The 21830-nt window shown below is 57.7% G+C and carries 25 protein-coding genes and 1 tRNA gene; 23 read left to right on the forward strand and 3 right to left on the reverse strand.

Annotation, left to right across the window (positions count from 1 at the left end):
* Positions 1-6 precede the first annotated feature (6 nt).
* Entirely contained in the window at positions 7-924 is a 918-nt protein-coding gene (locus HKK52_RS27755) for a putative 2-dehydropantoate 2-reductase (protein WP_169373401.1), read from the reverse strand.
* A 140-nt stretch (positions 925-1064) separates the two neighbouring features.
* On the opposite strand from HKK52_RS27755, the gene HKK52_RS27760 reads away from it, so the two are divergent.
* Together HKK52_RS27760 and HKK52_RS27765 are read left to right on the forward strand one after the other, a co-directional pair.
* Positions 1065-1550 (forward strand): YajQ family cyclic di-GMP-binding protein, encoded by a 486-nt coding sequence (locus HKK52_RS27760; RefSeq protein ID WP_133838103.1) that lies wholly within the window; start codon positions 1065-1067, stop codon positions 1548-1550.
* Between the two features lie 138 nt (positions 1551-1688).
* Positions 1689-2531 (forward strand): mechanosensitive ion channel family protein, encoded by an 843-nt coding sequence (locus HKK52_RS27765; protein ID WP_169373402.1) that lies wholly within the window; start codon positions 1689-1691, stop codon positions 2529-2531.
* A gap of 242 nt (positions 2532-2773) precedes the next feature.
* On the opposite strand, the gene HKK52_RS27770 is transcribed toward HKK52_RS27765, so the two are convergent.
* Positions 2774-4072 carry an OprD family porin gene (locus tag HKK52_RS27770; RefSeq protein ID WP_169373403.1) on the reverse strand — a complete coding sequence of 433 codons (1299 nt, stop codon included), beginning with the start codon at positions 4070-4072 and terminating at the stop codon, positions 2774-2776.
* A 915-nt stretch (positions 4073-4987) separates the two neighbouring features.
* Here HKK52_RS27770 and HKK52_RS27775 point away from each other — a divergent pair.
* The gene (locus HKK52_RS27775; RefSeq protein WP_169373404.1) at positions 4988-5413 is read left to right on the forward strand and encodes an HIT domain-containing protein; all 426 of its coding nucleotides are present in this window, start codon (positions 4988-4990) and stop codon (positions 5411-5413) included.
* Positions 5414-5416: 3 nt separating this feature from the next.
* Complete coding sequence (locus tag HKK52_RS27780; protein ID WP_169373405.1) at positions 5417-5623, forward strand: SlyX family protein; 207 nt, start codon at positions 5417-5419, stop codon at positions 5621-5623.
* Positions 5624-5696: 73 nt separating this feature from the next.
* On the opposite strand, the gene HKK52_RS32820 is transcribed toward HKK52_RS27780, so the two are convergent.
* On the reverse strand, positions 5697-6299 hold the full coding sequence (locus HKK52_RS32820) for a cold-shock protein (protein ID WP_169373406.1): 603 nt from the start codon (positions 6297-6299) through the stop codon (positions 5697-5699).
* Between the two features lie 309 nt (positions 6300-6608).
* Between HKK52_RS32820 and HKK52_RS27790 the strand changes: the two genes are divergently transcribed.
* The 19 genes from HKK52_RS27790 (at position 6609) to nadA (ending at position 21780) form a co-directional block, all read left to right on the forward strand.
* Positions 6609-7079: a Dps family protein gene (locus HKK52_RS27790; RefSeq protein ID WP_054045005.1), complete on the forward strand. Its 471-nt coding sequence runs from the start codon at positions 6609-6611 to the stop codon at positions 7077-7079.
* A 268-nt stretch (positions 7080-7347) separates the two neighbouring features.
* Positions 7348-7662: a ribbon-helix-helix domain-containing protein gene (locus HKK52_RS27795; protein WP_169373407.1), complete on the forward strand. Its 315-nt coding sequence runs from the start codon at positions 7348-7350 to the stop codon at positions 7660-7662.
* 152 nt (positions 7663-7814) lie between these two features.
* Positions 7815-8036: an FmdB family zinc ribbon protein gene (locus HKK52_RS27800; RefSeq protein WP_010457489.1), complete on the forward strand. Its 222-nt coding sequence runs from the start codon at positions 7815-7817 to the stop codon at positions 8034-8036.
* 94 nt (positions 8037-8130) lie between these two features.
* Entirely contained in the window at positions 8131-9906 is a 1776-nt protein-coding gene (gene aspS / locus HKK52_RS27805) for an aspartate--tRNA ligase (RefSeq protein ID WP_169373408.1), read from the forward strand.
* Positions 9907-10026: 120 nt separating this feature from the next.
* Complete coding sequence (locus tag HKK52_RS27810) at positions 10027-10773, forward strand: YebC/PmpR family DNA-binding transcriptional regulator (RefSeq protein ID WP_008072427.1); 747 nt, start codon at positions 10027-10029, stop codon at positions 10771-10773.
* Between the two features lie 165 nt (positions 10774-10938).
* Positions 10939-11463, forward strand: a complete 525-nt coding sequence (gene ruvC / locus HKK52_RS27815) for a crossover junction endodeoxyribonuclease RuvC (RefSeq protein WP_008147379.1) — start codon at positions 10939-10941, stop codon at positions 11461-11463.
* 114 nt (positions 11464-11577) lie between these two features.
* Entirely contained in the window at positions 11578-12195 is a 618-nt protein-coding gene (gene ruvA / locus HKK52_RS27820) for a Holliday junction branch migration protein RuvA (RefSeq protein ID WP_169373409.1), read from the forward strand.
* Complete coding sequence (gene ruvB, locus HKK52_RS27825; protein ID WP_133838095.1) at positions 12196-13257, forward strand: Holliday junction branch migration DNA helicase RuvB; 1062 nt, start codon at positions 12196-12198, stop codon at positions 13255-13257. It abuts the gene before it with no gap.
* Positions 13258-13394: 137 nt separating this feature from the next.
* A complete protein-coding gene (ybgC, locus tag HKK52_RS27830) occupies positions 13395-13862 on the forward strand; it encodes a tol-pal system-associated acyl-CoA thioesterase (protein WP_169373410.1) in 468 nt (155 codons plus the stop codon).
* Positions 13852-14547: a protein TolQ gene (gene tolQ, locus HKK52_RS27835; protein WP_092278810.1), complete on the forward strand. Its 696-nt coding sequence runs from the start codon at positions 13852-13854 to the stop codon at positions 14545-14547. Before ybgC ends, tolQ begins: the two co-directional genes overlap by 11 nt.
* Positions 14548-14570: 23 nt before the next feature.
* The gene (gene tolR / locus HKK52_RS27840; RefSeq protein WP_163914819.1) at positions 14571-15023 is read left to right on the forward strand and encodes a protein TolR; all 453 of its coding nucleotides are present in this window, start codon (positions 14571-14573) and stop codon (positions 15021-15023) included.
* Positions 15023-16102, forward strand: a complete 1080-nt coding sequence (gene tolA, locus HKK52_RS27845) for a cell envelope integrity protein TolA (RefSeq protein WP_169373411.1) — start codon at positions 15023-15025, stop codon at positions 16100-16102. Before tolR ends, tolA begins: the two co-directional genes overlap by 1 nt.
* 47 nt (positions 16103-16149) lie before the next feature.
* Positions 16150-17400 carry a Tol-Pal system beta propeller repeat protein TolB gene (gene tolB, locus HKK52_RS27850; RefSeq protein WP_429515782.1) on the forward strand — a complete coding sequence of 417 codons (1251 nt, stop codon included), beginning with the start codon at positions 16150-16152 and terminating at the stop codon, positions 17398-17400.
* A gap of 52 nt (positions 17401-17452) precedes the next feature.
* Positions 17453-17950 carry a peptidoglycan-associated lipoprotein Pal gene (gene pal, locus HKK52_RS27855; RefSeq protein WP_003178634.1) on the forward strand — a complete coding sequence of 166 codons (498 nt, stop codon included), beginning with the start codon at positions 17453-17455 and terminating at the stop codon, positions 17948-17950.
* A gap of 6 nt (positions 17951-17956) precedes the next feature.
* Positions 17957-18802 carry a tol-pal system protein YbgF gene (gene ybgF / locus HKK52_RS27860; protein WP_169373413.1) on the forward strand — a complete coding sequence of 282 codons (846 nt, stop codon included), beginning with the start codon at positions 17957-17959 and terminating at the stop codon, positions 18800-18802.
* A 166-nt stretch (positions 18803-18968) separates the two neighbouring features.
* On the forward strand, positions 18969-19616 hold the full coding sequence (gene queE, locus HKK52_RS27865; RefSeq protein WP_169373414.1) for a 7-carboxy-7-deazaguanine synthase QueE: 648 nt from the start codon (positions 18969-18971) through the stop codon (positions 19614-19616).
* 1 nt (position 19617) lies between these two features.
* Positions 19618-20310: a 7-cyano-7-deazaguanine synthase QueC gene (gene queC, locus HKK52_RS27870; RefSeq protein ID WP_169373415.1), complete on the forward strand. Its 693-nt coding sequence runs from the start codon at positions 19618-19620 to the stop codon at positions 20308-20310.
* Between the two features lie 63 nt (positions 20311-20373).
* Positions 20374-20449 (forward strand) — tRNA-Lys (locus HKK52_RS27875).
* Positions 20450-20721: 272 nt separating this feature from the next.
* Positions 20722-21780 carry a quinolinate synthase NadA gene (gene nadA, locus HKK52_RS27880; protein WP_042607283.1) on the forward strand — a complete coding sequence of 353 codons (1059 nt, stop codon included), beginning with the start codon at positions 20722-20724 and terminating at the stop codon, positions 21778-21780.
* Positions 21781-21830: the final 50 nt, after the last annotated feature.

Genomic DNA, 21830 nt, shown 5'->3' on the forward strand with positions numbered 1-21830 from the left:
CGCTGCTCAGTCGCTGGGCAATCCAAGGCTGTGCAGATGGGCGATCAGTCGCTGCTGTAATTGATGCAGATGCGGCAGGTGCAACTGGTGTCGCGCCGCGACTTTGCAGACATGCCCCAATAGATAGCTGATTTCGGTGCGGCGCTGATTGGCAACGTCCTGGTACATTGAGGAGTAATTGGCGGCGGTGGCGTGGATCACCCGTTCCACTTCCTGCTGGAGATCTTCGGCGGCGGCTGGTTGGCCGCAACGCTCGAGCAATTCGGTGAGTTCGGCGCAGAGGGTGGCGACTTCGCAGTGGTGCTGCTGCAACCCGCCGTTGCGACAATCGTGCAGCACGGTCAGTGGGTTGATCGCGCAATTGAGCGCGAGCTTTCGCCACAGGCGTGTCTGGATGTCGATGCTCCACTCGTGGGGAATCCCGGCGGCGGTCAGGTCGTCCAGCCAGATCGGTGCCACCGGATGGCCGGCATCCCCCAGCCAGGTGTAGCCGTGGCCGGCGAACACCACGCGCCAGTCGCCATCGCGAAACGCGCCTTCGGTGCTCGAGGCGCTGATGCAGCGTGCCTGGGGCACTTTGGCGGCGACGGCATCCTGACTGCCGAGGCCATTCTGCAACAGGATCAGCTCGGCGCCCGGTGTGAGGCGCGACGCCAGTCGGGCCACGGCGTTCTCGGCGTCGTAGGCTTTACAGGCGACCAGCAGGCGGTTGATCGGCTTGCCGCTGTCAGGCGTTTCGCCGGGCACCGCATAGGTTTTCGCTTCGCCGTGCTCCACCAGTGTCAGACCGCCAGCGGACTGATACGCCTGCAAGCGTTGCTCATCGCGCAGAATTAGCCGAACCGGAACACCGGCCCGCGCCAGACGGGTGGCCCACAACATGCCGAGACTGCCGGCGCCCAGGACATGCCAGGTGGTGGACATCAGCTTTTTGCTCGGTTTGAGGCTGGCATGTGCGGCTCGCAGTATCGGTTGGAAAAGACCCGTTATAATGAGCCCGATTTTAACCGCAAGCCAAGCGCGCTCCATCGTGATCGAGCGCGCCTTTTTATTGGAGAAACTACATGCCGTCGTTCGACGTGGTATCCGAACTGGACAAACACGAAGTCACCAACGCGGTCGAGAACGCCGTCAAGGAACTCGATCGTCGTTATGACCTGAAAGGCAAGGGCTCCTTCGAGTTCAAGGAAAAGGACCTGGCCGTCAACCTGACCGCTGAAGCCGACTTCCAGCTCGAAGCGATGATCGAAATCCTCAAGCTGTCCCTGGTCAAGCGCAAGATCGACGTGCAGTGCCTTGAAGTCAAGGACGCCTACGCCTCGGGCAAGCTGATGAAGCAGGAAGCCGTGCTCAAGGAAGGCATCGATAAGGAGCTGGCGAAGAAAATCGTCGCCCACGTCAAGGACGCCAAGCTCAAGGTCCAGGCCTCCATCCAGGGCGAGCAAGTGCGCATCACCGGCAAGAAACGCGACGATTTGCAGGAAGCCATTGCAGCCCTGCGCGCCAAGACGTTCGACATGCCGCTGCAGTTCAACAACTTCCGCGACTGACCTTTAACGCGGGAACCTCCTGGCGTTTTCGGCGTCCGAGGCCCCAGCAATGGCAGAAACGATCAAATTCCTATGGGTATGGTCTTTTCTGCCGCTTATTTTTCGCGTGCCGGATGGCCGGAAATCAGGAGAAAGTAGATGGATTTGAATAGCGAAGTGGACAATCTGGTCAAGGCATCGCAAGCCTGGATTCCGATGATCATGGAATACGGCAGCCGCGTCTTGCTGGCGGTGATTACCCTGGCCATCGGCTGGTGGCTGATCAATAAGGTCACGCAAAAGCTCGGCGGCTTGCTGGCCCTGCGTAACGCCGACCTGGCGCTGCAAGGTTTTATCAGCAGCCTGGCCAACATCATTCTCAAGGTGCTGCTGATTGTCAGCGTCGCTTCGATGATCGGCGTGGAAACCACTTCGTTCGTCGCGGCGATCGGTGCGGCTGGCCTGGCCATCGGCCTGGCATTGCAGGGCAGCCTGGCCAACTTCGCCGGCGGCGTGCTGATTCTGCTGTTCCGTCCTTTCCGTATTGGTGACTGGATCGAAGCGCAAGGTGTGGCCGGTACGGTCGACAGCATCCAGATCTTCCACACCGTGCTGCGTACCGGTGACAACAAAACCATCATTGTCCCGAACGGCAACCTGTCGAACGGCATCATCACCAACACCAACCGTCAGCCGACCCGTAAAGTCGTGTTTGATGTGGGCGTGGATTACGAAGCGGACTTGCAGAAGGCCCGTGAAGTGTTACTGGAACTGGCCAAGGATGAGCGCATTATGGCCGAACCGGCTCCTCAGGCCGTTATTTCGACCCTGGGTGACAGTTCGATCACTGTGTCCCTGCGAGTGTGGGTCAAGACTGCGGATTACTGGGATGTGATGTTCATGTTCAATGAACAATCCCGTGATCGCTTGAAGACTGCCGGTATCGATATCCCGTTCCCGCAGCGAGTTATTCGTGTGGTTCAGGAAGCAACGCCACAGTAACGGTGCTTTTTTTAACTTGGCTGTTCGGTCAAGTTAAAACCGTGAACCCGAGAGTCGATAAGGCTCTTGGGTTTTTTTATGGTTGTCGTTAATAAAAGATAGCTTCCTAATGTTATTAGTTGAAGTTAATTAGCTTGCTTGCGAAGTTGCCGTGCAACCGGCATAAAAAAACCGCCCACCTGAAACAGGTGAGCGGTTTTTGTTAGAGCAGAGCTCTACAGTACGACCGGTTTACATCCTGATTACAGGATGGTCAGCGGGTACTCAACGATCAGACGCACATCGTTGTTGTCTGCGGTGTAGTCGGCGTTATAGGCACCGTTTGCACGATAAATCGCGCTACGCAGGCGGAACGACAGATCCTTGGCCGGACCTTCCTGGAGAACGTACTTGGTTTCGAAGTTGAACTCGTGTTCCTTACCTTCGGTATCGGAAGACGTCTTGATGTTGTCGCCGTATACGTAGCGAGTCATGAAGCTCAGGCCAGGAACGCCGTAGGTTTTCATGTTCAAGTCGTAGCGAGCCTGCCACGAACGTTCGTCAATACCGATAAAGTCGGAGATCTGGATGGAGTTGGCTACGAAGATCGTGCCGTTACCGTCCACGCCGTACAGGTAGTTGGTGTCGCCAGTCGAACGCTGGTGAGCAATGGTGAATTTGTGCGCACCAATGCTGTAGGCCGCCGCGAGGCTCCACAGTTTGTTGTCGAGATCGCCGTACAGCTCTTGACCCTGGGACTTGGTCTTGTAGCCGTTGAAGTCGATGTTCAGCGACTGTTCGTCATTGATCGGGAAGGTGTAGTTGGCGTTGATGTACTGCTTCTTGAAGTAGTCATCAACGTCGGATGCAGCCACACCAGCAACGAAGTTATCGGTGAACTGATAGGTTGCGCCAGCGATGTTGGCACTGGTCAAGCCCGGGGTGTGCTTGCCGTTGATGCTGTCCTTGCCCATGCCGGTTTGCGAGCTCAGGGCTGTGAAACGACCAGCGCTGACTTCCAGGCCTTTGATTTCCTTGCTGGTGATCAAGGTGCCTTCAGCGACTTCTGGCAGCAGACGGCTGTCATCGGTAGCGAATACAGGGCTGGCAACGAATTGACGGCCGTATTTCAGCGTGGTGTCGGAGAGGCGGAATTTAACAGCTGCGCCACCTTTGGATTGGGTGTTCTCAGGGTTGCCTTCGCTGTCGGTAGCGAACAGGCCGTTACCAGCGCGGCCCGAGCCGCCATCCAGCTTGGCGGTGCCCCCGAGGAAGCCATCAAGGCCAAACCCGATAGTGCCTTCAGTGAAGCCCGATTCGTAGGTCAGCAGTTCGCTGATACCGGTGTCCTGGCGATAACCGCTTTTGAAGGTATTTGGCCCCGTTGAAATGTTGCCAGCGCCATTACGGAAGTCGCGGTTCATGTACTCAATACGGGTTTTTGCTGTCAGATGACTATCTTCAACAAAACCTTTAGCGTCGTCCTGGGAGGACGCGATTGCGAACTGCGAGGTGCCTGCTGAAACAGCCAGTGCGATCATGCTCCACTTCATCACGCGCATCGTGATTTGCTCCTTTGGTTTTTAGAAGAGTACTGCCGTCCCACCTGTTTTATTATCTGGGCGGCTCTTTCTTTTTGTGTCGGCGCAAACTTATATCACGCCGACAATGTTGGCGATACTTGCGCATCTAACCTTTCAGCTTCTTTACGACACTGTCGCAAACAGCTTGGTAGATGTCGCAAATTTACAACCTCGATGCAAGCGGATTAACAACTTAGGCGCTGTTTTCCAAAGCTTTAGCGTCGATAAAAAGAGTCCCTGGTGAAACGTTTGAATCTCCATCGGGCAACCCTGCCGCTGTTTTTATTTGCCTTCAAGGCTCCCACTTCCAGCGGGGCACTTGTAGACCATATGGGTGTGAATGCAACAAGCGTGCTCAAACCAGAATTCTGTTGCCGTTTTTTTCTACTGGCACGCTTGTCTCTGTAAAAACCTCATAAAGCCGGGGGTTCCAAGCGCCTTTTGTTTGCGCTTGACGCCATCCACGGCATTGTGTTGCACGCTGATGACAATTGCGCGACCACAAAAAACGTTACCGGTTCACCCCGTAAGTGAGTAATTGGCGGATCCCCGACGGCCTGAGCGTAGACGCGATGTGCGGTTTTGGTGCAAAAAATTTCAATCGCTGTGCTGAATTCATACAGCAGGGTCGATGGCTCAGTGGGAACGGGTGAGGGTTCATGGGTCACTTCAGCATTTTTCGTAGCGTGGTCGGTTCTGTAATGGTGCGCTCCGGCGAAAAATGTCTCATGACGGGGCGTTGTTCCGTGCGGCTGGCTGGGCTGAAGGTTGTGCAATAAGGTTCGTCGTGAAGCCCGGGTCATTCGCAGGTATGCTGCGGTCCTGTCGCTTGGCGCGCAGCCTCCGGGGAGCGGCGCTAAGCTGAAAATGATGAAACAGGCGGGAGTGCGCACAGTGTTCGCTTTAGATCCACGACTTCAACAAGACACCTTACCCATCGGCGATTTCCCTCTGTGCCGGTTGCTCTTGTCCAACGATTCGAACTACCCCTGGTTCATCCTGGTACCGCGCCGCGAAGATATCAGCGAGTTGTTTCAGTTAGATGTCGCCGATCAGCAGCAGCTGTGGCAGGAAACCACCGCGCTGGCGGAAATGCTCAAGGATTCGTTCGACGCCGATAAGTTGAACGTTGCCGCGTTGGGTAACGTCGTCAGTCAGTTGCATATGCACGTGATAGTGCGCAAACGCGAAGATGCCGCCTGGCCCGCCCCGGTCTGGGGCAAACACCCGGCCAAGCCCTACAGCGCCGAGCAGGTCGTGGCGATCCGCGAACGGCTGCGCCTGGTCTTGACCGATCACTTAACGTTTCTGGAGGGCTGAGCCATGGGCCTGGAAGAACGCGTCAACGATCTGGAAAGCCAACTGGCGTTCCAGGACGACACCATTCAGTCACTGAACGATATCCTGGTGACGCAGCAGCGGGCGGTCGAACGCCTGCAACTGCAAATGGCCGCGCTGCTGCGGCGCCAGGAAGAAATGGCCGGCCAGTTCGAGTCCTCCGAAGAAGAGGCGCCGCCGCCACACTATTGAGTGGACGACAAAACGCCGGGCAATAAAAAACCGCGAACAGCCAGGCTGTTCGCGGTTTTTTTATCGCTGGGAATCAGCGACGGGGCAGTGCGGCAATCACATCTTCGGCTTGCAGGCCTTTATCGCGATTCATCACGGAGAACTCCACGCGCTGGCCTTCGACCAGGACGCGGTGGCCTTCGCCACGAATAGCCCGGAAGTGCACGAAAATATCATCGCCGGAATCCCGGGAGATAAAGCCGAAGCCTTTGGACGTGTTGAACCACTTGACGGTGCCGGTATCGCGGTTGCTCATGTCATAGCTTGGCGAGGAGGCGGCCGGTGACGATTTGTAGAAGCTGATGGCCAGGTGCAGGAGCACGGCGACCAGGGTAACAACGAGACTGAACAGGACCGCGGGTTGACCGGCGATAACCGGCATTGGCGCGATCAGCGTCAGGGTTTGCAGCACGACAGCCAGGACCAGCAGGGCGCTGACCAGGTTTTGCAGTTGGTGACGAGGACCTTTGTTCCAGTAAGGGATAACCGGAGCGAGGGTCAGGTTGAGCAGGCCGAAAAAGGCCAGGTACAGCGCATCGGGTTGTTGCAGGTAAGGTACCGCTTCGGATCGCAGGCTAGGGATGAAGGACAGCAGCAAAGCAGCTGCGCCCATTAGCAGGTGGACGATTTTCAACATTTTGATTGACTCACGTTAAGACGGATCACAAGGAAGAGCTGATTGAGCACGGTTCGCTTCAGAACAATAAGAGGCGGTGGACACGTACCCGCTACCAGCCTATGCGCCGCACCCGGAAAAATAGGGCATGGCGACACGCTGCCTATTTAACAGCAAAGCCTGCGGCTACTCAAATCAGGCAGGCCGGCGGTGCCCCCGTGGTCGATTTGTCGCAGCTCGACTGGCCATCCAGGGCTGCAGGGTGTGGACAGCCTTGCTACAGTGGTCCTGCACTTGTCGGATGAATTTCATCACCTTTAGGGGATAAGCATGGCAATCGATATCGGTATCAGTGAAGAGGATCGCAAGTCCATCGTCGACGGGCTGTCGCGGCTGTTGTCGGACACTTATGTGCTTTATTTGAAAACCCATAACTTCCACTGGAATGTCACGGGGCCCATGTTTCGTACCCTGCACTTGATGTTCGAGGAGCAATACAACGAGCTGGCCCTGGCGGTCGATTCGATTGCTGAGCGCATTCGTGCATTGGGCTTCCCGGCACCCGGTGCCTATTCGGTGTATGCGCGTCTTTCTTCTATTAAGGAAGAAGAGGGCGTACCGAGTGCCGAAGACATGATCAAGCAATTGGTCGACGGCCAGGAGGCCGTGACCCGCACGGCCCGCGGGATCTTCCCCTTGCTGGACAAGGTTAGCGACGAACCCACCGCGGATTTGCTGACTCAGCGCATGCAGGTTCACGAAAAAACCGCGTGGATGTTGCGCTCATTGCTCGATCAGTAACCGCGAAGGTGCGCGGATGACGTCGGGGAGCGTTGTTCGCGCACGGCTTTTTCTCTCAGCCAGAAGCCCTTTCAGCTAAAGAAAATACCCCGTTTTTTGTAGGAAACGGTCCGGCGTAGGACCGTGTCCATGATCCTCTCCCAGCTGTTGGCTTATCCTACGTTGATGGTCAAAAAGTCATCTGGATATAACTTTGCACCTGCGTTTTGATAAGGGCACAGGAGGTTGCTCTTATCGAAACCAGGGATGACAAAGGAGTGTCAGCGGTATGGTTTATGGAGAAAGTAGAAGCGAGTGGAGGCCTGGTGCGCAACCGGCTATAAAGGTTGACCCGTTCGTCAGTGAATTCGATATGGGGCTGGCCAGGCCGTTATCCCGATCGGTGCGCTTGAACGGTTTTGCGACTTGCCTGCGGCTTGAGCAGGTCTATTGGGAAATCCTGGGCGAAATGGCCACGCTCAATGGTTGCTCCGTCAGTGCACTGTTGTCCCACGTGGATCGCGAGGTGCATTTGCGTCATGGCGGGGTGAAGAATTTCACCGGGCTGGTGCGCGTTGTCTGCGTCGTACACAGCTTGAAGTAGTGCACGTTCCTCCCGTGGCTCATGCCGCAGCGGGTGGTATGTCGGCCTGTGCAGTCTTACGGCTGCACAGGCTGCATTTAATGGATATAATCCCGCTCTTTGCCGCAAAACCCAGTGTAAGCGGTAGCAATCTGATCGCCGAGACAACCCCCATGCCGATGTACGACTATCAATGTGCTTCCTGTGGTCATCAGTTGGAAGCCATTCAAAAGATCAGCGCAGCACCGCTGGTCGACTGCCCTGCATGCCAGGCGCCAGAGCTCAAGAAGATGCTGTCCATGCCGGGCTTCCGCCTCAGCGGCACCGGCTGGTACGAAACCGACTTCAAGACCGGTTCCAAGAAAAATCTGGCCGGCGGCGACAAAGCTGACTAGGGTCTGGACCCTGAGTTGAACGACACGAGTGAGCTCTTGCAGCATCTGCAAGGCCTCCAACCGAATTTCGATTACGAGAAGTGAAACCACTACCATGATGCGCAGCCATTATTGCGGCCAACTGAACGAAGCCCTGGAAGGCCAGGAAATTACCCTTTGCGGATGGGTTCACCGTCGCCGTGACCACGGTGGGGTGATTTTCCTCGATATCCGTGATCGTGACGGTCTGGCCCAAGTGGTATTCGATCCGGATCGCGCCGAGAGCTTCGCCGCCGCCGATCGCGTGCGCAGCGAATACGTCGTCAAGATCACTGGCAAGGTGCGTCTGCGTCCGGCCGGTGCCACCAACGCCAACATGGCGTCGGGCATGATCGAAGTGCTGGGCTACGAGCTTGAAGTGCTGAACGAATCGGAAACCCCGCCGTTCCCGCTCAACGAGTTCTCCGACGTTGGCGAAGAAACCCGCTTGCGTTATCGCTTCCTCGACCTGCGTCGCCCGGAAATGCTCGAGAAGCTGCGCCTGCGTTCGCGCATGACCACCAGCATCCGTCGCTTCCTGGACGAGAACGGCTTCCTCGACGTCGAGACGCCGATCCTGACCCGTGCCACGCCAGAGGGCGCTCGCGATTACCTGGTGCCGAGCCGTACCCACGCCGGTTCCTTCTTCGCCTTGCCGCAATCGCCACAGCTGTTCAAGCAACTGCTGATGGTTGCCGGCTTCGACCGCTACTACCAGATCGCCAAGTGCTTCCGTGACGAAGACCTGCGCGCTGACCGCCAGCCGGAATTCACCCAGATCGACATCGAGACCAGCTTCCTCGATGAAAAAGAGATCATGGCCATCACCGAACAAATGATCCGCAACCTGTTCAAGGAAGTGCTGGATCTGGAATTCGGTGACTTCCCGCACATGACCTTCGAAGAAGCCATGCGCCGTTACGGTTCCGACAAGCCAGACCTGCGTAACCCGCTGGAACTGGTTGACGTTGCCGACCAGCTGAAAGAAGTCGATTTCAAGGTGTTCAGCGGCCCGGCCAACGACCCGAAATGCCGTATTGCCGCCCTGCGCGTTCCAGGCGCTGCGAGCATGCCGCGCAAGCAGATCGACGATTACACCAAGTTCGTCGGCATCTACGGTGCCAAGGGCCTGGCGTATATCAAGGTCAACGAGCGCGCCAAAGGCGTCGAAGGCCTGCAGTCGCCTATCGTCAAGAACATCCCTGAAGCCAACCTCAATGTGATCCTCGATCGCGTTGGCGCGGTTGACGGCGACATCGTGTTCTTCGGTGCCGACAAAGCCAAGATCGTCAGCGAAGCCCTGGGCGCGCTGCGGATCAAGGTCGGTAACGACTTGAACCTGCTGACCTGCAAGTGGGCGCCAATGTGGGTCGTCGACTTCCCGATGTTCGAAGAGAACGACGACGGCAGCTTCACCGCCTTGCACCACCCGTTCACCGCGCCGAAGTGCACCCCGGAAGAACTGGAAGCCAACCCGGCGACCGCGCTGTCCCGTGCCTACGACATGGTCCTGAACGGCACCGAGCTGGGTGGCGGTTCGATCCGTATCCACCGCAAGGAAATGCAGCAGACCGTATTCCGTCTGTTGGGTATCAATGAAGCGGAACAGGAAGAGAAATTCGGCTTCCTGCTCGACGCCCTGAAATACGGCGCGCCGCCGCACGGTGGTCTGGCTTTCGGTCTGGACCGTCTGGTGATGCTGATGACCGGCGCCCAGTCGATCCGTGAAGTGATCGCTTTCCCGAAAACCCAGAGCGCGGCTGACGTCATGACGCAGGCTCCGGGTGCTGTAGATGCCAAGGCATTGCGCGAATTGCACATTCGTCTGCGCGAAACGCCAAAGGCTGAGTAAGGCTGACCCTGAAGGCGCATCCTGATGGGGTGCGCCTTTTTTACAGGTCGAGATTTTTTGTTGCTGGCTGGCGCGAAGACGCGCAGCGGGCAATGTTTCAAAGAGAATTCGGAGCGAGATATGGCGGGTCATTCCAAGTGGGCGAACATCAAGCACCGCAAAGAACGTCAGGATGCCAAGAAGGGCAAGATTTTCACCAAGTGGATTCGTGAGCTGACCGTTGCGGCCCGTCAGGGCGGTGGCGATCCAGGCTCCAACCCGCGTCTGCGCCTGGCGCTGGACAAAGCCCTCGGCGCGAACATGAGCCGCGACATCATTGATCGCGCGGTGGCCCGCGGTGCCGGCGCTGCCGATACCGACGACATGGTCGAACTGACCTACGAAGGCTACGGCCCGGGCGGCGTGGCGGTGATGGTCGAGTGCATGACCGACAACCGTAACCGCACCGCAGCCGCTGTGCGCCACGCGTTCAGCAAATGCGGCGGCAACCTCGGGACTGACGGTTCGGTGGCGTATCTGTTCGAGCGCAAGGGGCAGATTTCCTTCGCCCCGGGCGTTGATGAAGACGCGCTGATGGAAGCGGCCATGGAAGCCGACGCCGATGACGTGGTCACCCACGAAGACGGCTCGATCGACGTGTTTACTTCGTTCGCCGGGTTCTACTCCGTGCGTAACGCGCTGGAAGCTGCCGGCTTCAAGGGCGATGACGCGGAAATCGTCATGCTGCCGACCACCAGTGCCGAACTGGACCTGGAAGGCGCCGAGAAGGTCCTCAAGCTGATCGACATGCTCGAAGACCTGGATGACGTGCAGAACGTCTACTCCAACGCGGATATCCCGGAGTCGGTTGCCGCACAGCTCGGTTGATGCATTTATAAAGATCGCCGCCTTCACAAAGCCCTACGCTAAACCTGTAGGAGCGGCCGAAGGCTGCGATCTTTTGACTTTAAGATCGAAAATCAAAAGATCGCAGCCTTCGGCAGCTCCTACACGGTTATCCTCAGCCAACCGCGATCTCCTTTTGCAGGCGTTATGACTTTAATCCTTGGTATCGACCCCGGTTCGCGCATCACCGGGTATGGCGTGGTACGTGATACCGGGCGCGGTTGCGTCTACGTGGCATCGGGTTGTATTCGCACCGGTTCCGGCGAGTTGCACGAACGCTTGCAGATCGTCTACCGCGGCGTGCGGGAAGTCATCCAGACCTACGGCCCGGTGACCATGGGCATTGAAAAAGTCTTCATGGCCCGCAACGCCGACTCCGCGCTGAAACTCGGCCAGGCTCGCGGCGCGGCCATTGTCGCCGGCGCCGAGGAAAGCCTGGAAATCGCTGAGTACACCGCGACTCAGGTCAAGCAAGCGGTGACCGGTACCGGCGCAGCGAATAAAGAGCAGGTGCAAATGATGGTCATGCACATGCTGAAACTGACCAGCAAGCCGCAAATCGATGCCTCGGACGCCCTGGCTATCGCCATATGTCATGCGCATACCCGTTCCAGCCTGTTGCCTCATGGCTTGGGAACTGCACGCAGTCGTGGCGGGCGCCTGCGTCTCTGATAGCATCAGCAATCATTTTTACGGGATGAGGGTTTTGCGCCTGTGTCGTCGGCGCAAAACCATTGTCCTGTCAGTCGCCAGCACCTGCCTGGCCAACGCTCAAGGATTCGAAACGTGATTGGACGCTTGCGCGGCACCCTGGCTGAGAAACAGCCGCCGCACCTGATTCTGGATGTAAACGGCCTGGGGTATGAGCTGGAAGTGCCGATGACCACGCTGTATCGCTTGCCGTCGGTCGGTGAACCGCTGACCTTGCACACCCATTTAGTCGTACGCGAAGACGCGCAGTTACTCTATGGTTTCGCCAGTAAGCGTGAGCGAGACTTTTTTCGCGAGTTGATTCGTCTCAATGGTGTAGGGCCGAAGTTGGCCCTGGCCCTGATGTCGAGCCTGGAAGTCGATGAGCTGGTGCGTTGCGTTCAGTCCCAGGACACCTCGGCGTTGACCAAGGTGCCAGGCGTTGGCAAGAAGACGGCCGAACGTTTGCTGGTGGAACTCAAGGATCGCTTCAAGGCCTGGGAAACCGTGCCGGCGATGTTCGCCCTGGTGCCGAACCAGCCGGGTGGGCTGGATGCGCCAGCCCCGACGGTCAACGCCGAGAGTGATGCGATCAGCGCGCTGGTCTCCCTGGGCTACAAGCCGCAGGAAGCCAGCAAGGCGATTACCTCGATCAAGGAGAAAGGCTTGAGCAGTGAAGACCTGATTCGTCGTGCCCTGAAGGGAATGATTTAAGTGATTGAAGCTGATCGTCTGATTGCCGCCACCCCTGGCCCGCGTGACCGCGAGGAAGTCCAGGACCGGGCGATTCGTCCCCTCAGCCTGGCCGAGTACATTGGCCAGCCGACCGTTCGCGAGCAAATGGAGTTGTTCATCCAGGCCGCCCGTGGCCGTAACGAATCCCTGGATCACACGCTGATCTTCGGCCCGCCGGGCCTGGGTAAAACCACCCTGGCCAACATCATTGCCCAGGAAATGGGCGTGTCGATCAAAAGCACCTCTGGCCCGGTCCTCGAGCGTCCGGGTGATTTGGCGGCGCTGCTGACCAACCTTGAACCTCATGATGTGCTGTTCATCGACGAAATCCATCGCCTGTCGCCCATCGTCGAAGAAGTGCTGTACCCGGCCATGGAAGATTTCCAGCTCGACATCATGATCGGCGAAGGCCCGGCCGCGCGTTCGATCAAGCTCGATCTGCCGCCGTTCACCCTGGTCGGTGCGACCACCCGGGCCGGCATGTTGACCAACCCGTTGCGCGACCGTTTCGGCATTGTGCAGCGCCTGGAGTTCTACAGCACCGCCGACCTGGCGACCATTGTCATGCGTTCGGCGAACATCCTCGGCCTGCCGCTGGACCCGGAGGGCGCTTTCGAAATCGCTCGCCGCGCCCGTGGCACCCCGCGGATCGCCAACCGCTTGCTGCGTCGCGTGCGGGATTTTGCCGAAGTCCGCGCCAAGGGCCACATCACCAAACCGATCGCCGACCTGGCCCTGAACCTGCTGGATGTCGACGAACGTGGCTTTGATCACCAGGACCGGCGTCTGCTGTTGACCATGATCGAGAAGTTCGACGGTGGCCCGGTCGGTGTCGACAGCCTCGCGGCCGCCATCAGCGAAGAGCGCCACACCATTGAAGACGTGCTGGAACCCTATCTGATCCAGCAAGGCTATATCATGCGTACCCCGCGGGGGCGGGTCGTCACCCGGCACGCCTACCTGCACTTCGGTTTAAACATTCCGTCACGATTGGGCGAGATGCCCGTGGTAGACGAGTTCCTTGATGCAGTAGACGATTAATCACCTTTGCGGGCTGACCGATTGACGGTTTGTGTGGTCCTAGGGGCTCACATGACGAATCTTTCACTAGAAAGCCGCAGAACAATGAAAAACAGTTGCCTCGCCGGATTGGCAACCTGAGGAGTAAGCACTAGAGTATGCGCGCGCAAAACGGGCTTGGGCCGTTCGCACATCGTTGTCGCGTTTATTACGAGGACACCGATGCGGGCGGCATCGTGTATTACGTTAATTACCTCAAGTTTATGGAACGGGCTCGAACCGAGCGGCTCCGGGAACTGGGCTTTGCCCAATCCCAGCTGGCAGGGGAGGACCTGTTGTTCGTCGTGCATTCCAGCGAAGCGCGTTACCACGCGCCGGCGCGACTGGACGACGAGCTGCTGGTAAGCGCTGAAGTAATCGAATTGAACCGTGTCAGCCTGCGCTTTAAACAGCAGGTCAGGCGGGCTACGGATAATGCGCTGCTCTGTGAAGGGCAGTTTTTGGTGGCCTGTGTGCGCACTAACAGTTTGAAACCCCGGGCCATTCCCGAAGCTCTACGTGCGGCCTTTGCCGACGTGAGCGGCGCGGGTACACACTCAAAGCAGGAGATAAAGCGTGGAAGCTAACGTCGTCGACCATTCCTCCATGTGGAGCCTGGTCAGCAATGCCAGCGTCGTGGTGCAGTTGGTAATGCTGATTCTGGTAGCCGCATCGGTGACCTCGTGGATCATGATCTTTCAGCGCAGCAACCTGCTGCGCGCCGGTCGACGTGCCCTGGAGAGCTTTGAAGAGCGCTTCTGGTCGGGTATCGACCTGTCCAAACTCTACCGTCAGGCCGGCAGCAACCCTGATCCGGATTCGGGCGTCGAGCAGATCTTCCGTGCCGGTTTCAAGGAATTCTCCCGTCTGCGCCAGCAGCCAGGTGTTGACCCGGAAGCAGTCATGGAGGGCGTGGCCCGTGCCATGCGCGTCGCCATTTCCCGCGAAGAAGAAAAGCTCGAACAGAGCCTGCCGTTCCTCGCCACCGTCGGTTCCGTCAGCCCGTACATCGGCCTGTTCGGTACGGTCTGGGGCATCATGAACTCCTTCCGTGGCCTGGCAACTGCCCAGCAAGCGACCCTCGCCACCGTAGCTCCAGGTATTGCCGAAGCACTGATCGCCACCGCGATCGGCCTGTTCGCGGCCATCCCGGCCGTTATCGCTTACAACCGTTTTGCTGCTCGCAGCGAAACCTTGCTGGGCCGTTACTACACCTTCGCCGACGAATTCCAGGCGATCCTGCACCGCAAAGTGCACACCAGCGAAGAATAAGCAGGTAATTTCCAATGGCTTTAATCGCTCGAGCTCGCAAAAAGCGCAAGCCGGTCGCCGAGATGAACGTGGTGCCATACATCGACGTGATGCTGGTACTGCTGGTCATCTTCATGGTGACCGCGCCGATGCTCAATCAGGGCGTGAAAGTTGATCTGCCCAAGGTTTCCAGCGAAGCCTTGCCGCAGGACAACAACACCCAGGTCCTGACCATTTCGATCAAGTCTGACAAGACCTACTACTGGAACCTTGGCAGCGAAGTCGACACCGAAAAGCAGCAGGACAAGGCCATGACCTTGCCGCAGATGACCAGCGCCGTGACCAAAATCATTAGCGCCGGCAACGATAACGGCAAGCGCACCCAGGTCTTCATTCGTGGCGACAAGACCGTCGACTACGGTTCGGTCATGGGCGCCATGGGCGGGTTGCAGAAGGCCGGAGTCGGTAATGTTGGCTTGATTACCGAGGCGCCCTGATGCAGCAACAACGAGAGCCAACAGCCTCGGAAAGCTACTTCTGGCCTAGTGTCTGGGCGATTGGCTTGCACGTGCTGGTTTTCGGCATGCTGTTTGTCAGTTTCGCCATGACGCCTGAGTTGCCGCCGGCCAAGCCGATTGTCCAGGCGACCCTGTACCAGCTGAAATCGAAAAGTCGGGCGACCACCCAGACCAATCAGAAGATTGCGGGTGAAGCGCAGAAATCTGCTGCGCGCCAGACCGAAGTCGAACAGATGGAACAGAAGAAGGTCGAGCAGGAAGCGGTGAAGGCTGCGGAACAAAAGAAAGAAGAAGCGGCTCAAAAAGCCGAGGAAGCCAAGAAGGCCGACGAGTCCAAGAAGTCTGAGGAAGCAAAAAAGGCTGATGAAGCCAAGAAAGCCGACGAAGCCAAGAAGACCGCCGAAGCCAAAAAGGCCGAAGAGAAACAATTGGCTGATATAGCCAAGAAGAAATCTGAAGAAGAAGCCAAGAAGGCTGCTGAAGAAGAGGCCAAGAAAGCGGCCGCTGAAGAAGCGAAGAAAAAGATCGTCGAAGACGCGAAGAAGAAAGCCGCGGACGACGCCAAGAAAAAAGCTGAAGCTGAAGAGGCGAAGAAAAAAGTCGCCGACGAAGCGAAGAAGAAAGCTGCCGCCGATGCTGCGAAGAAAAAATCGCAGGATGCGGCACGTAAATCGACCGAAGACAAAAAGGCCCAGGCCTTGGCCGATTTGCTTTCCGACACGCCGCAGCGTCAGCAGGCGTTGGCCGATGAGCAGGGTGACGAAGTCGCCGGCAGTTTCGATGACCTGATTCGTGCTCGTGCAGCAGAAGGCTGGGCTCGTCCACCTTCGGCCCGCAAAGGCATGACGGTCGTGTTGCAAATCGGCATGTTGCCGGACGGTACGGTGACTTCGGTCAGCGTTTCCAAGTCCAGTGGCGATGGTCCGTTTGACGCGTCTGCTGTGGCAGCGGTCAAGAATATTGGACGTTTGACAGAAATGCAGGGAATGAAAACGAGCGATTTCGCTCCGTATCGTTCATTCAAGATGACATTCACACCTGAGGATCTAGCCTTGTGAGAAACCTTCTTCGAGGAATGCTTGTCGTTATCTGCTGCCTGGCAGGGATGGCGGTAGCAGATGAAAAAAACATTCTGGTCACCAGCGGCAGTGATCGGGCCACCCCGATCGCGGTAGTGCCGTTCGGTTTCCAGGGCGGTGCCGTCCTGCCGGATGACATGGCTGAAATCATTGGTAACGATTTGCGCAACTCGGGTTACTACTCGCCGATTCCAAAGCAGCAAATGATCAGCCAGCCAAGCCAGGCCAGCGAAATCATTTTCCGTGACTGGAAGGCGATCAGTGCCCAGTACATCATGGTCGGCAACATTGTTCCTTCGGGCGGTCGCCTGCAGGTCCAATACTCGCTGTTCAACGTTGCTACTGAGCAGAAAGTGTCGGAAGGCAGTGTCTCCGGTACGCCTGAACAGTTGCGCGACATGGCGCACTACATCGCTGACCAGTCGTTCGAAAAGCTCACCGGTATTAAAGGTGCTTTCTCGACTCGCCTGTTGTACGTGACCGCCGAACGCTTCTCCGAGAAGAACACGCGCTACACGCTGCAACGTTCGGACTACGACGGTGCTCGCGCCGTGACCCTGCTGCAATCGCGCGAGCCAATCCTGTCGCCGCGTTTCGCACCGGATGGCAAGCGCATCGCTTATGTGTCGTTCGAGCAGAAGCGTCCGCGCATCTTCATGCAGAACATCGACACCGGTCGCCGTGAGCAGATTACCAACTTCGAAGGCCTGAATGGCGCGCCAGCCTGGTCGCCGGATGGCAATCGCCTGGCATTCGTCCTGTCGAAAGACGGCAACCCTGACATCTATGTGATGAACCTGGGTTCGCGTCAGATCACTCGCGTCACCAACGGTCCCGGTATCAACACCGAACCGTTCTGGGGCAAGGATGGTTCGACCATCTACTTCACCTCCGACCGTGGCGGCAAGCCACAAATCTACAAGACCAGCGTCGGTGGTGGCGGTGCGGAACGTGTGACTTTCATCGGTAACTACAACGCGAATCCGAAACTTTCGGCCGATGAAAAGACCCTGGTGATGATTCACCGCCAGGATGGCTTCACTAATTTCAAGGTGGCGGCCCAGGATTTGCAGCGCGGAAGCGTAAAAATCCTCACTGATAGCACTCTGGACGAGTCGCCTACTGTTGCGCCCAACGGCACCATGGTAATCTACGCCACCCGCCAGCAGGGCCGGGGAGTCTTGATGCTCGTGTCCATTAATGGACGCGTAAGGCTCCCGCTTCCTACCGCACAAGGCGAAGTCAGAGAACCTTCCTGGTCCCCTTACCTGAACTGACGCGGCGCTACACGTTTTACTTAACACACTGGGGTTCATTAGGAGTTTCACGATGGAAATGCTGAAGTTTGGTAAATTTGCTGCGCTGGCTCTGGCCATGGCTGTAGCTGTAGGTTGCTCGTCCAAAGGCGGCGACAATGCCGGTGAAGGCGCTGTTGATCCAAACGCTGGTTACGGCGCTAACACTGGTGCAGTTGACGGCTCCCTGAGCGAAGAAGCTGCTCTGCGCGCAATCACCACTTTCTACTTCGAATACGACAGCTCGGACCTGAAGCCAGAAGCCATGCGCGCTCTGGATGTTCACGCTAAAGACCTGAAAGCAAACGGCGCTCGCGTTGTTCTGGAAGGCAACACCGACGAACGTGGTACTCGTGAGTACAACATGGCACTGGGCGAGCGTCGTGCGAAAGCCGTTCAGCGCTACCTGGTACTGCAAGGTGTTTCCCCAGCTCAGCTGGAACTGGTTTCCTACGGCGAAGAGCGTCCAGTTGCTACCGGCAACGACGAGCAGTCCTGGGCTCAAAACCGTCGCGTCGAACTGCGTAAGTAATTCGTCATGCGAACGTGCCGTCGTGCTGTAACTGTTTTGGCTCTCAGTCTCGCACCGCTTGCGGTGTGGGCTGCGGTTCCTGTGGTCGATGACAACTCCGGTTATAACAATAGCGGGAGCAGTTATCCGCCTGCGGGTTACGGTACGAACGGCGCCTATGCCGGGGGAGGGGTTTCGGCCCCTGTCTCGGCACAGGGCGAGCTGTTCAACCAACTGCAATCCATGCAGGAGCAGATCTCACGCCAACAGGGTGTGATCGAAGTTCTGCAAAATGATGTAGCGCGCATGAAGCAAGAGAACCTGGAGCGATACCAGGATCTTGATCGGCGCATAGGATCCGGCGCTGCACCGGCCGCGACTCCTGATAATTCTTCCACCAGTGGCACGTTGAATGCCCCTGGTGCAGCAGCCGCTGCAGGCGCAAGTGCGGGAGCGGCTGCCGCTCAAGCCCCTGCGGCCAGTAGCGAACCGGGTGATCCGGCGAAGGAAAAACTGTATTACGATGCAGCCTTCGACCTGATCAAAGCCAAGGATTTCGACAAGGCCAGTCAGGCTTTTGCCGCTTTCCTGCGCAAATACCCGAACAGCCAATACGCGGGCAATGCCCAGTACTGGTTGGGCGAAGTCAATTTGGCCAAAGGCGATCTGCAAGGTGCAGGTCAGGCATTTGCCAAGGTTTCGCAGCTGTACCCCAAGCACGCCAAAGTGCCTGACTCGCTGTACAAGCTGGCTGATGTAGAACGCCGCCTCGGTCACAACGACAAGGTCAAAGGCATTCTGCAGCAGGTAGTGTCGCAATATCCGGGCACTTCCGCAGCTCAGTTGGCTCAACGCGATCTGCAACGCATGTAAGCTGGCTTGACCTCAATTGAAGAAACCCGCGCTTGTCGCGGGTTTTTTCGTTAGAATTCACGCCCTTTTTCTGAAACACGCTTTTTGGGATTCGCGCGTTGGCGGGGTTCCTTGAAGAGCCTGACGGAGGCGGACAGCCTGTTTAGCTGTTACGCCCGTGGCGACTATGCAAGACACATTGAGAATCACCGAAGTTTTCTACTCATTGCAGGGGGAAACGCGGACTGCCGGGCTGCCCACTGTTTTTGTGCGCCTGACCGGTTGCCCATTGCGTTGCCAATACTGCGACAGTGCCTACGCGTTCACTGGCGGGACCATTCGCACCCTCGATGACATCCTCGAGCAAGTGGCCGGTTTTCGTCCGCGTTACGTCTGTGTCACCGGCGGCGAGCCGTTGGCGCAACCCAATGCCATCCCATTGCTCAAGCAGTTGTGCGACGCCGGTTACGAAGTGTCACTGGAAACCAGCGGCTCTATCGATATCTCGGCGGTAGATTCCCGGGTCAGTCGCGTCGTCGACCTGAAAACACCGGGTTCGAAAGAAGCGCACCGCAACCGCTACGAGAACATTGAACTGCTGACGCCCAACGATCAGGTGAAGTTCGTCATCTGTTCGCGGGAAGACTACGACTGGTCCGTGTCCAAGCTGATCCAGTACGGTCTTGATCGACGGGCCGGCGAGGTGCTGTTCTCGCCAAGTCATCACGACCTTAATGCGCGGCACCTGGCGGACTGGGTGGTGGCGGATAACCTGCCAGTGCGTCTGCAATTACAGCTGCATAAATATCTTTGGAATGACGAGCCGGGGCGCTGAGATGACTGAACAACTGAACACAACTGAAAAACGTGCGGTGATCCTGCTGTCCGGCGGCCTGGACTCGGCGACCGTCGTGGCCATGGCTCGGGCTGAAGGCTACGCCTGCTACACCATGAGCTTCGATTACGGCCAGCGCTCTCACGCCGAGTTGCACGCCGCTGCGCGAGTAGCCCGCGACCTGGGTGTGGTCGAGCACAAGGTGATCGGTCTGAACCTGGACGGTATGGGCGGCTCGGCACTGACCGACAGCAGCATCGATATTCCGGAAGAGGCGGGCGAAGGGATTCCGGTAACGTACGTGCCGGCGCGCAACACAGTGTTTCTGTCCCTGGCATTGGGCTGGGCTGAAGTGCTCGGCGCGCGTGACATCTTTATCGGTGTGAACGCGGTGGATTACTCCGGTTACCCGGACTGCCGTCCCGAGTTCATCGAATCCTTCGAGCGCATGGCCAATCTGGCGACCAAGGCCGGTGTAGAAGGCAACGGTTTCCGTATCCAGGCGCCGCTGCAGAACCTGAGCAAGGCGCAGATCGTCCAGGCCGGCGTGAAGCTGGGCGTCGATTACGGGCTGACTGTTTCCTGCTATCAGGCCGACGATAAGGGCTACGCCTGCGGTAAATGCGACAGCTGCCGCCTGCGTGCAGAAGGCTTCGCAGCCGCCGGAATCAGCGACCCAACACCTTATTTTTGATTTATTTCAAATTAGGTGTTGAATAGTCCTTAAAAATCAGTATTATACGCGCCACCACACAGCGGGTCGTTAGCTCAGTTGGTAGAGCAGTTGGCTTTTAACCAATTGGTCGTAGGTTCGAATCCCACACGACCCACCATTTTTTTGTAGCAGTTTTAAAAGTCTGGAAGGCCCACGCAAGTGAGGATTTCCGGATTTTTTTTTGCCCGCGATTTGTGCTCGCACAGGTCCGGGGCTGTACCGCATGACGCAGGTCAGAATCATCTTTTGCATCCACGGGATATTCTGTAGCCTTGCCCGGCTCCAATGCTGTGCCTGATGAATACTCACTCTCCCGGCGGTACCCATTAGTGGTCCGGAGCCGGGTGTATACTCGACTTTCGCGCGAAAGCGCCCGCAGGTCTTGCGATCATGACGCAAATTTCTGAACGCCTACTGGTTCAAGCTCACCTCGACGCCAAGCAGCCCAAGCCGCTGACCGCCGAGGAAGAGGCCTATTACCGCTCCGCTATCGCTGCCGAGCTCAAGGCTCAGGACGCGGTGCTGGTGGCGCACTTCTATTGCGATCCGGTGATTCAGGCCCTGGCCGAAGAAACCGGTGGCTGCGTGTCCGACTCCCTGGAAATGGCGCGCTTCGGCAATGCCCATCCGGCCAAGACCGTAGTGGTCGCCGGGGTGAAGTTCATGGGCGAGACCGCGAAGATTCTCAACCCCGAAAAACGCGTACTGATGCCGACCCTGGAAGCGACCTGCTCGCTGGACCTGGGTTGCCCGGTGGACGAGTTCTCGGCGTTCTGCGATCAGCATCCGGAACGCACAGTGGTGGTGTATGCCAACACCTCGGCGGCGGTGAAAGCCCGGGCTGACTGGGTGGTGACTTCAAGTTGTGCGCTGGAGATCGTCGAAAGTCTGATGGACAACGGCGAGACCATCATCTGGGGCCCGGACAAGCACCTGGGTACCTACATCCAGCGCAAGACCGGCGCGGACATGTTGCTGTGGGACGGAGCCTGCATCGTTCACGAGGAGTTCAAATCCAAACAGCTCGAAGACATGAAGGCGCTGTACCCGGACGCGGCCATTCTGGTGCACCCGGAGTCGCCAACTTCGGTAATCGAACTGGCAGACGCCGTGGGTTCCACCAGTCAATTGATCGCGGCCGCGCAAAGCCTGCCGAACAAGACCTTTATCGTCGCCACCGACCGCGGCATCTTCTACAAGATGCAGCAGCTGTGCCCGGACAAGGTCTTCATCGAAGCGCCAACGGCCGGTAACGGCGCTGCGTGCCGCAGTTGCGCGCATTGCCCGTGGATGGCGATGAACACCCTTGAGCGCACGCTGAAGAGCTTGAAGGAAGGGACGAACGAGATCTTTGTTGATCCGGCGTTGATTCCGCAGGCGATTCGGCCGTTGAAGCGGATGCTGGACTTTACCCAGGCGGCGCGGATGAAGTTGGCTGGGAACGCTTGATTCGTCAGCAATGAGCCAAAAAAACGCCCCGATCAAGTCGGGGCGTTTTT

The sequence above is a fragment of the Pseudomonas sp. ADAK2 genome (genome assembly GCF_012935755.1).
In the GTDB taxonomy this organism is placed as follows: Bacteria; Pseudomonadota; Gammaproteobacteria; order Pseudomonadales; family Pseudomonadaceae; genus Aquipseudomonas.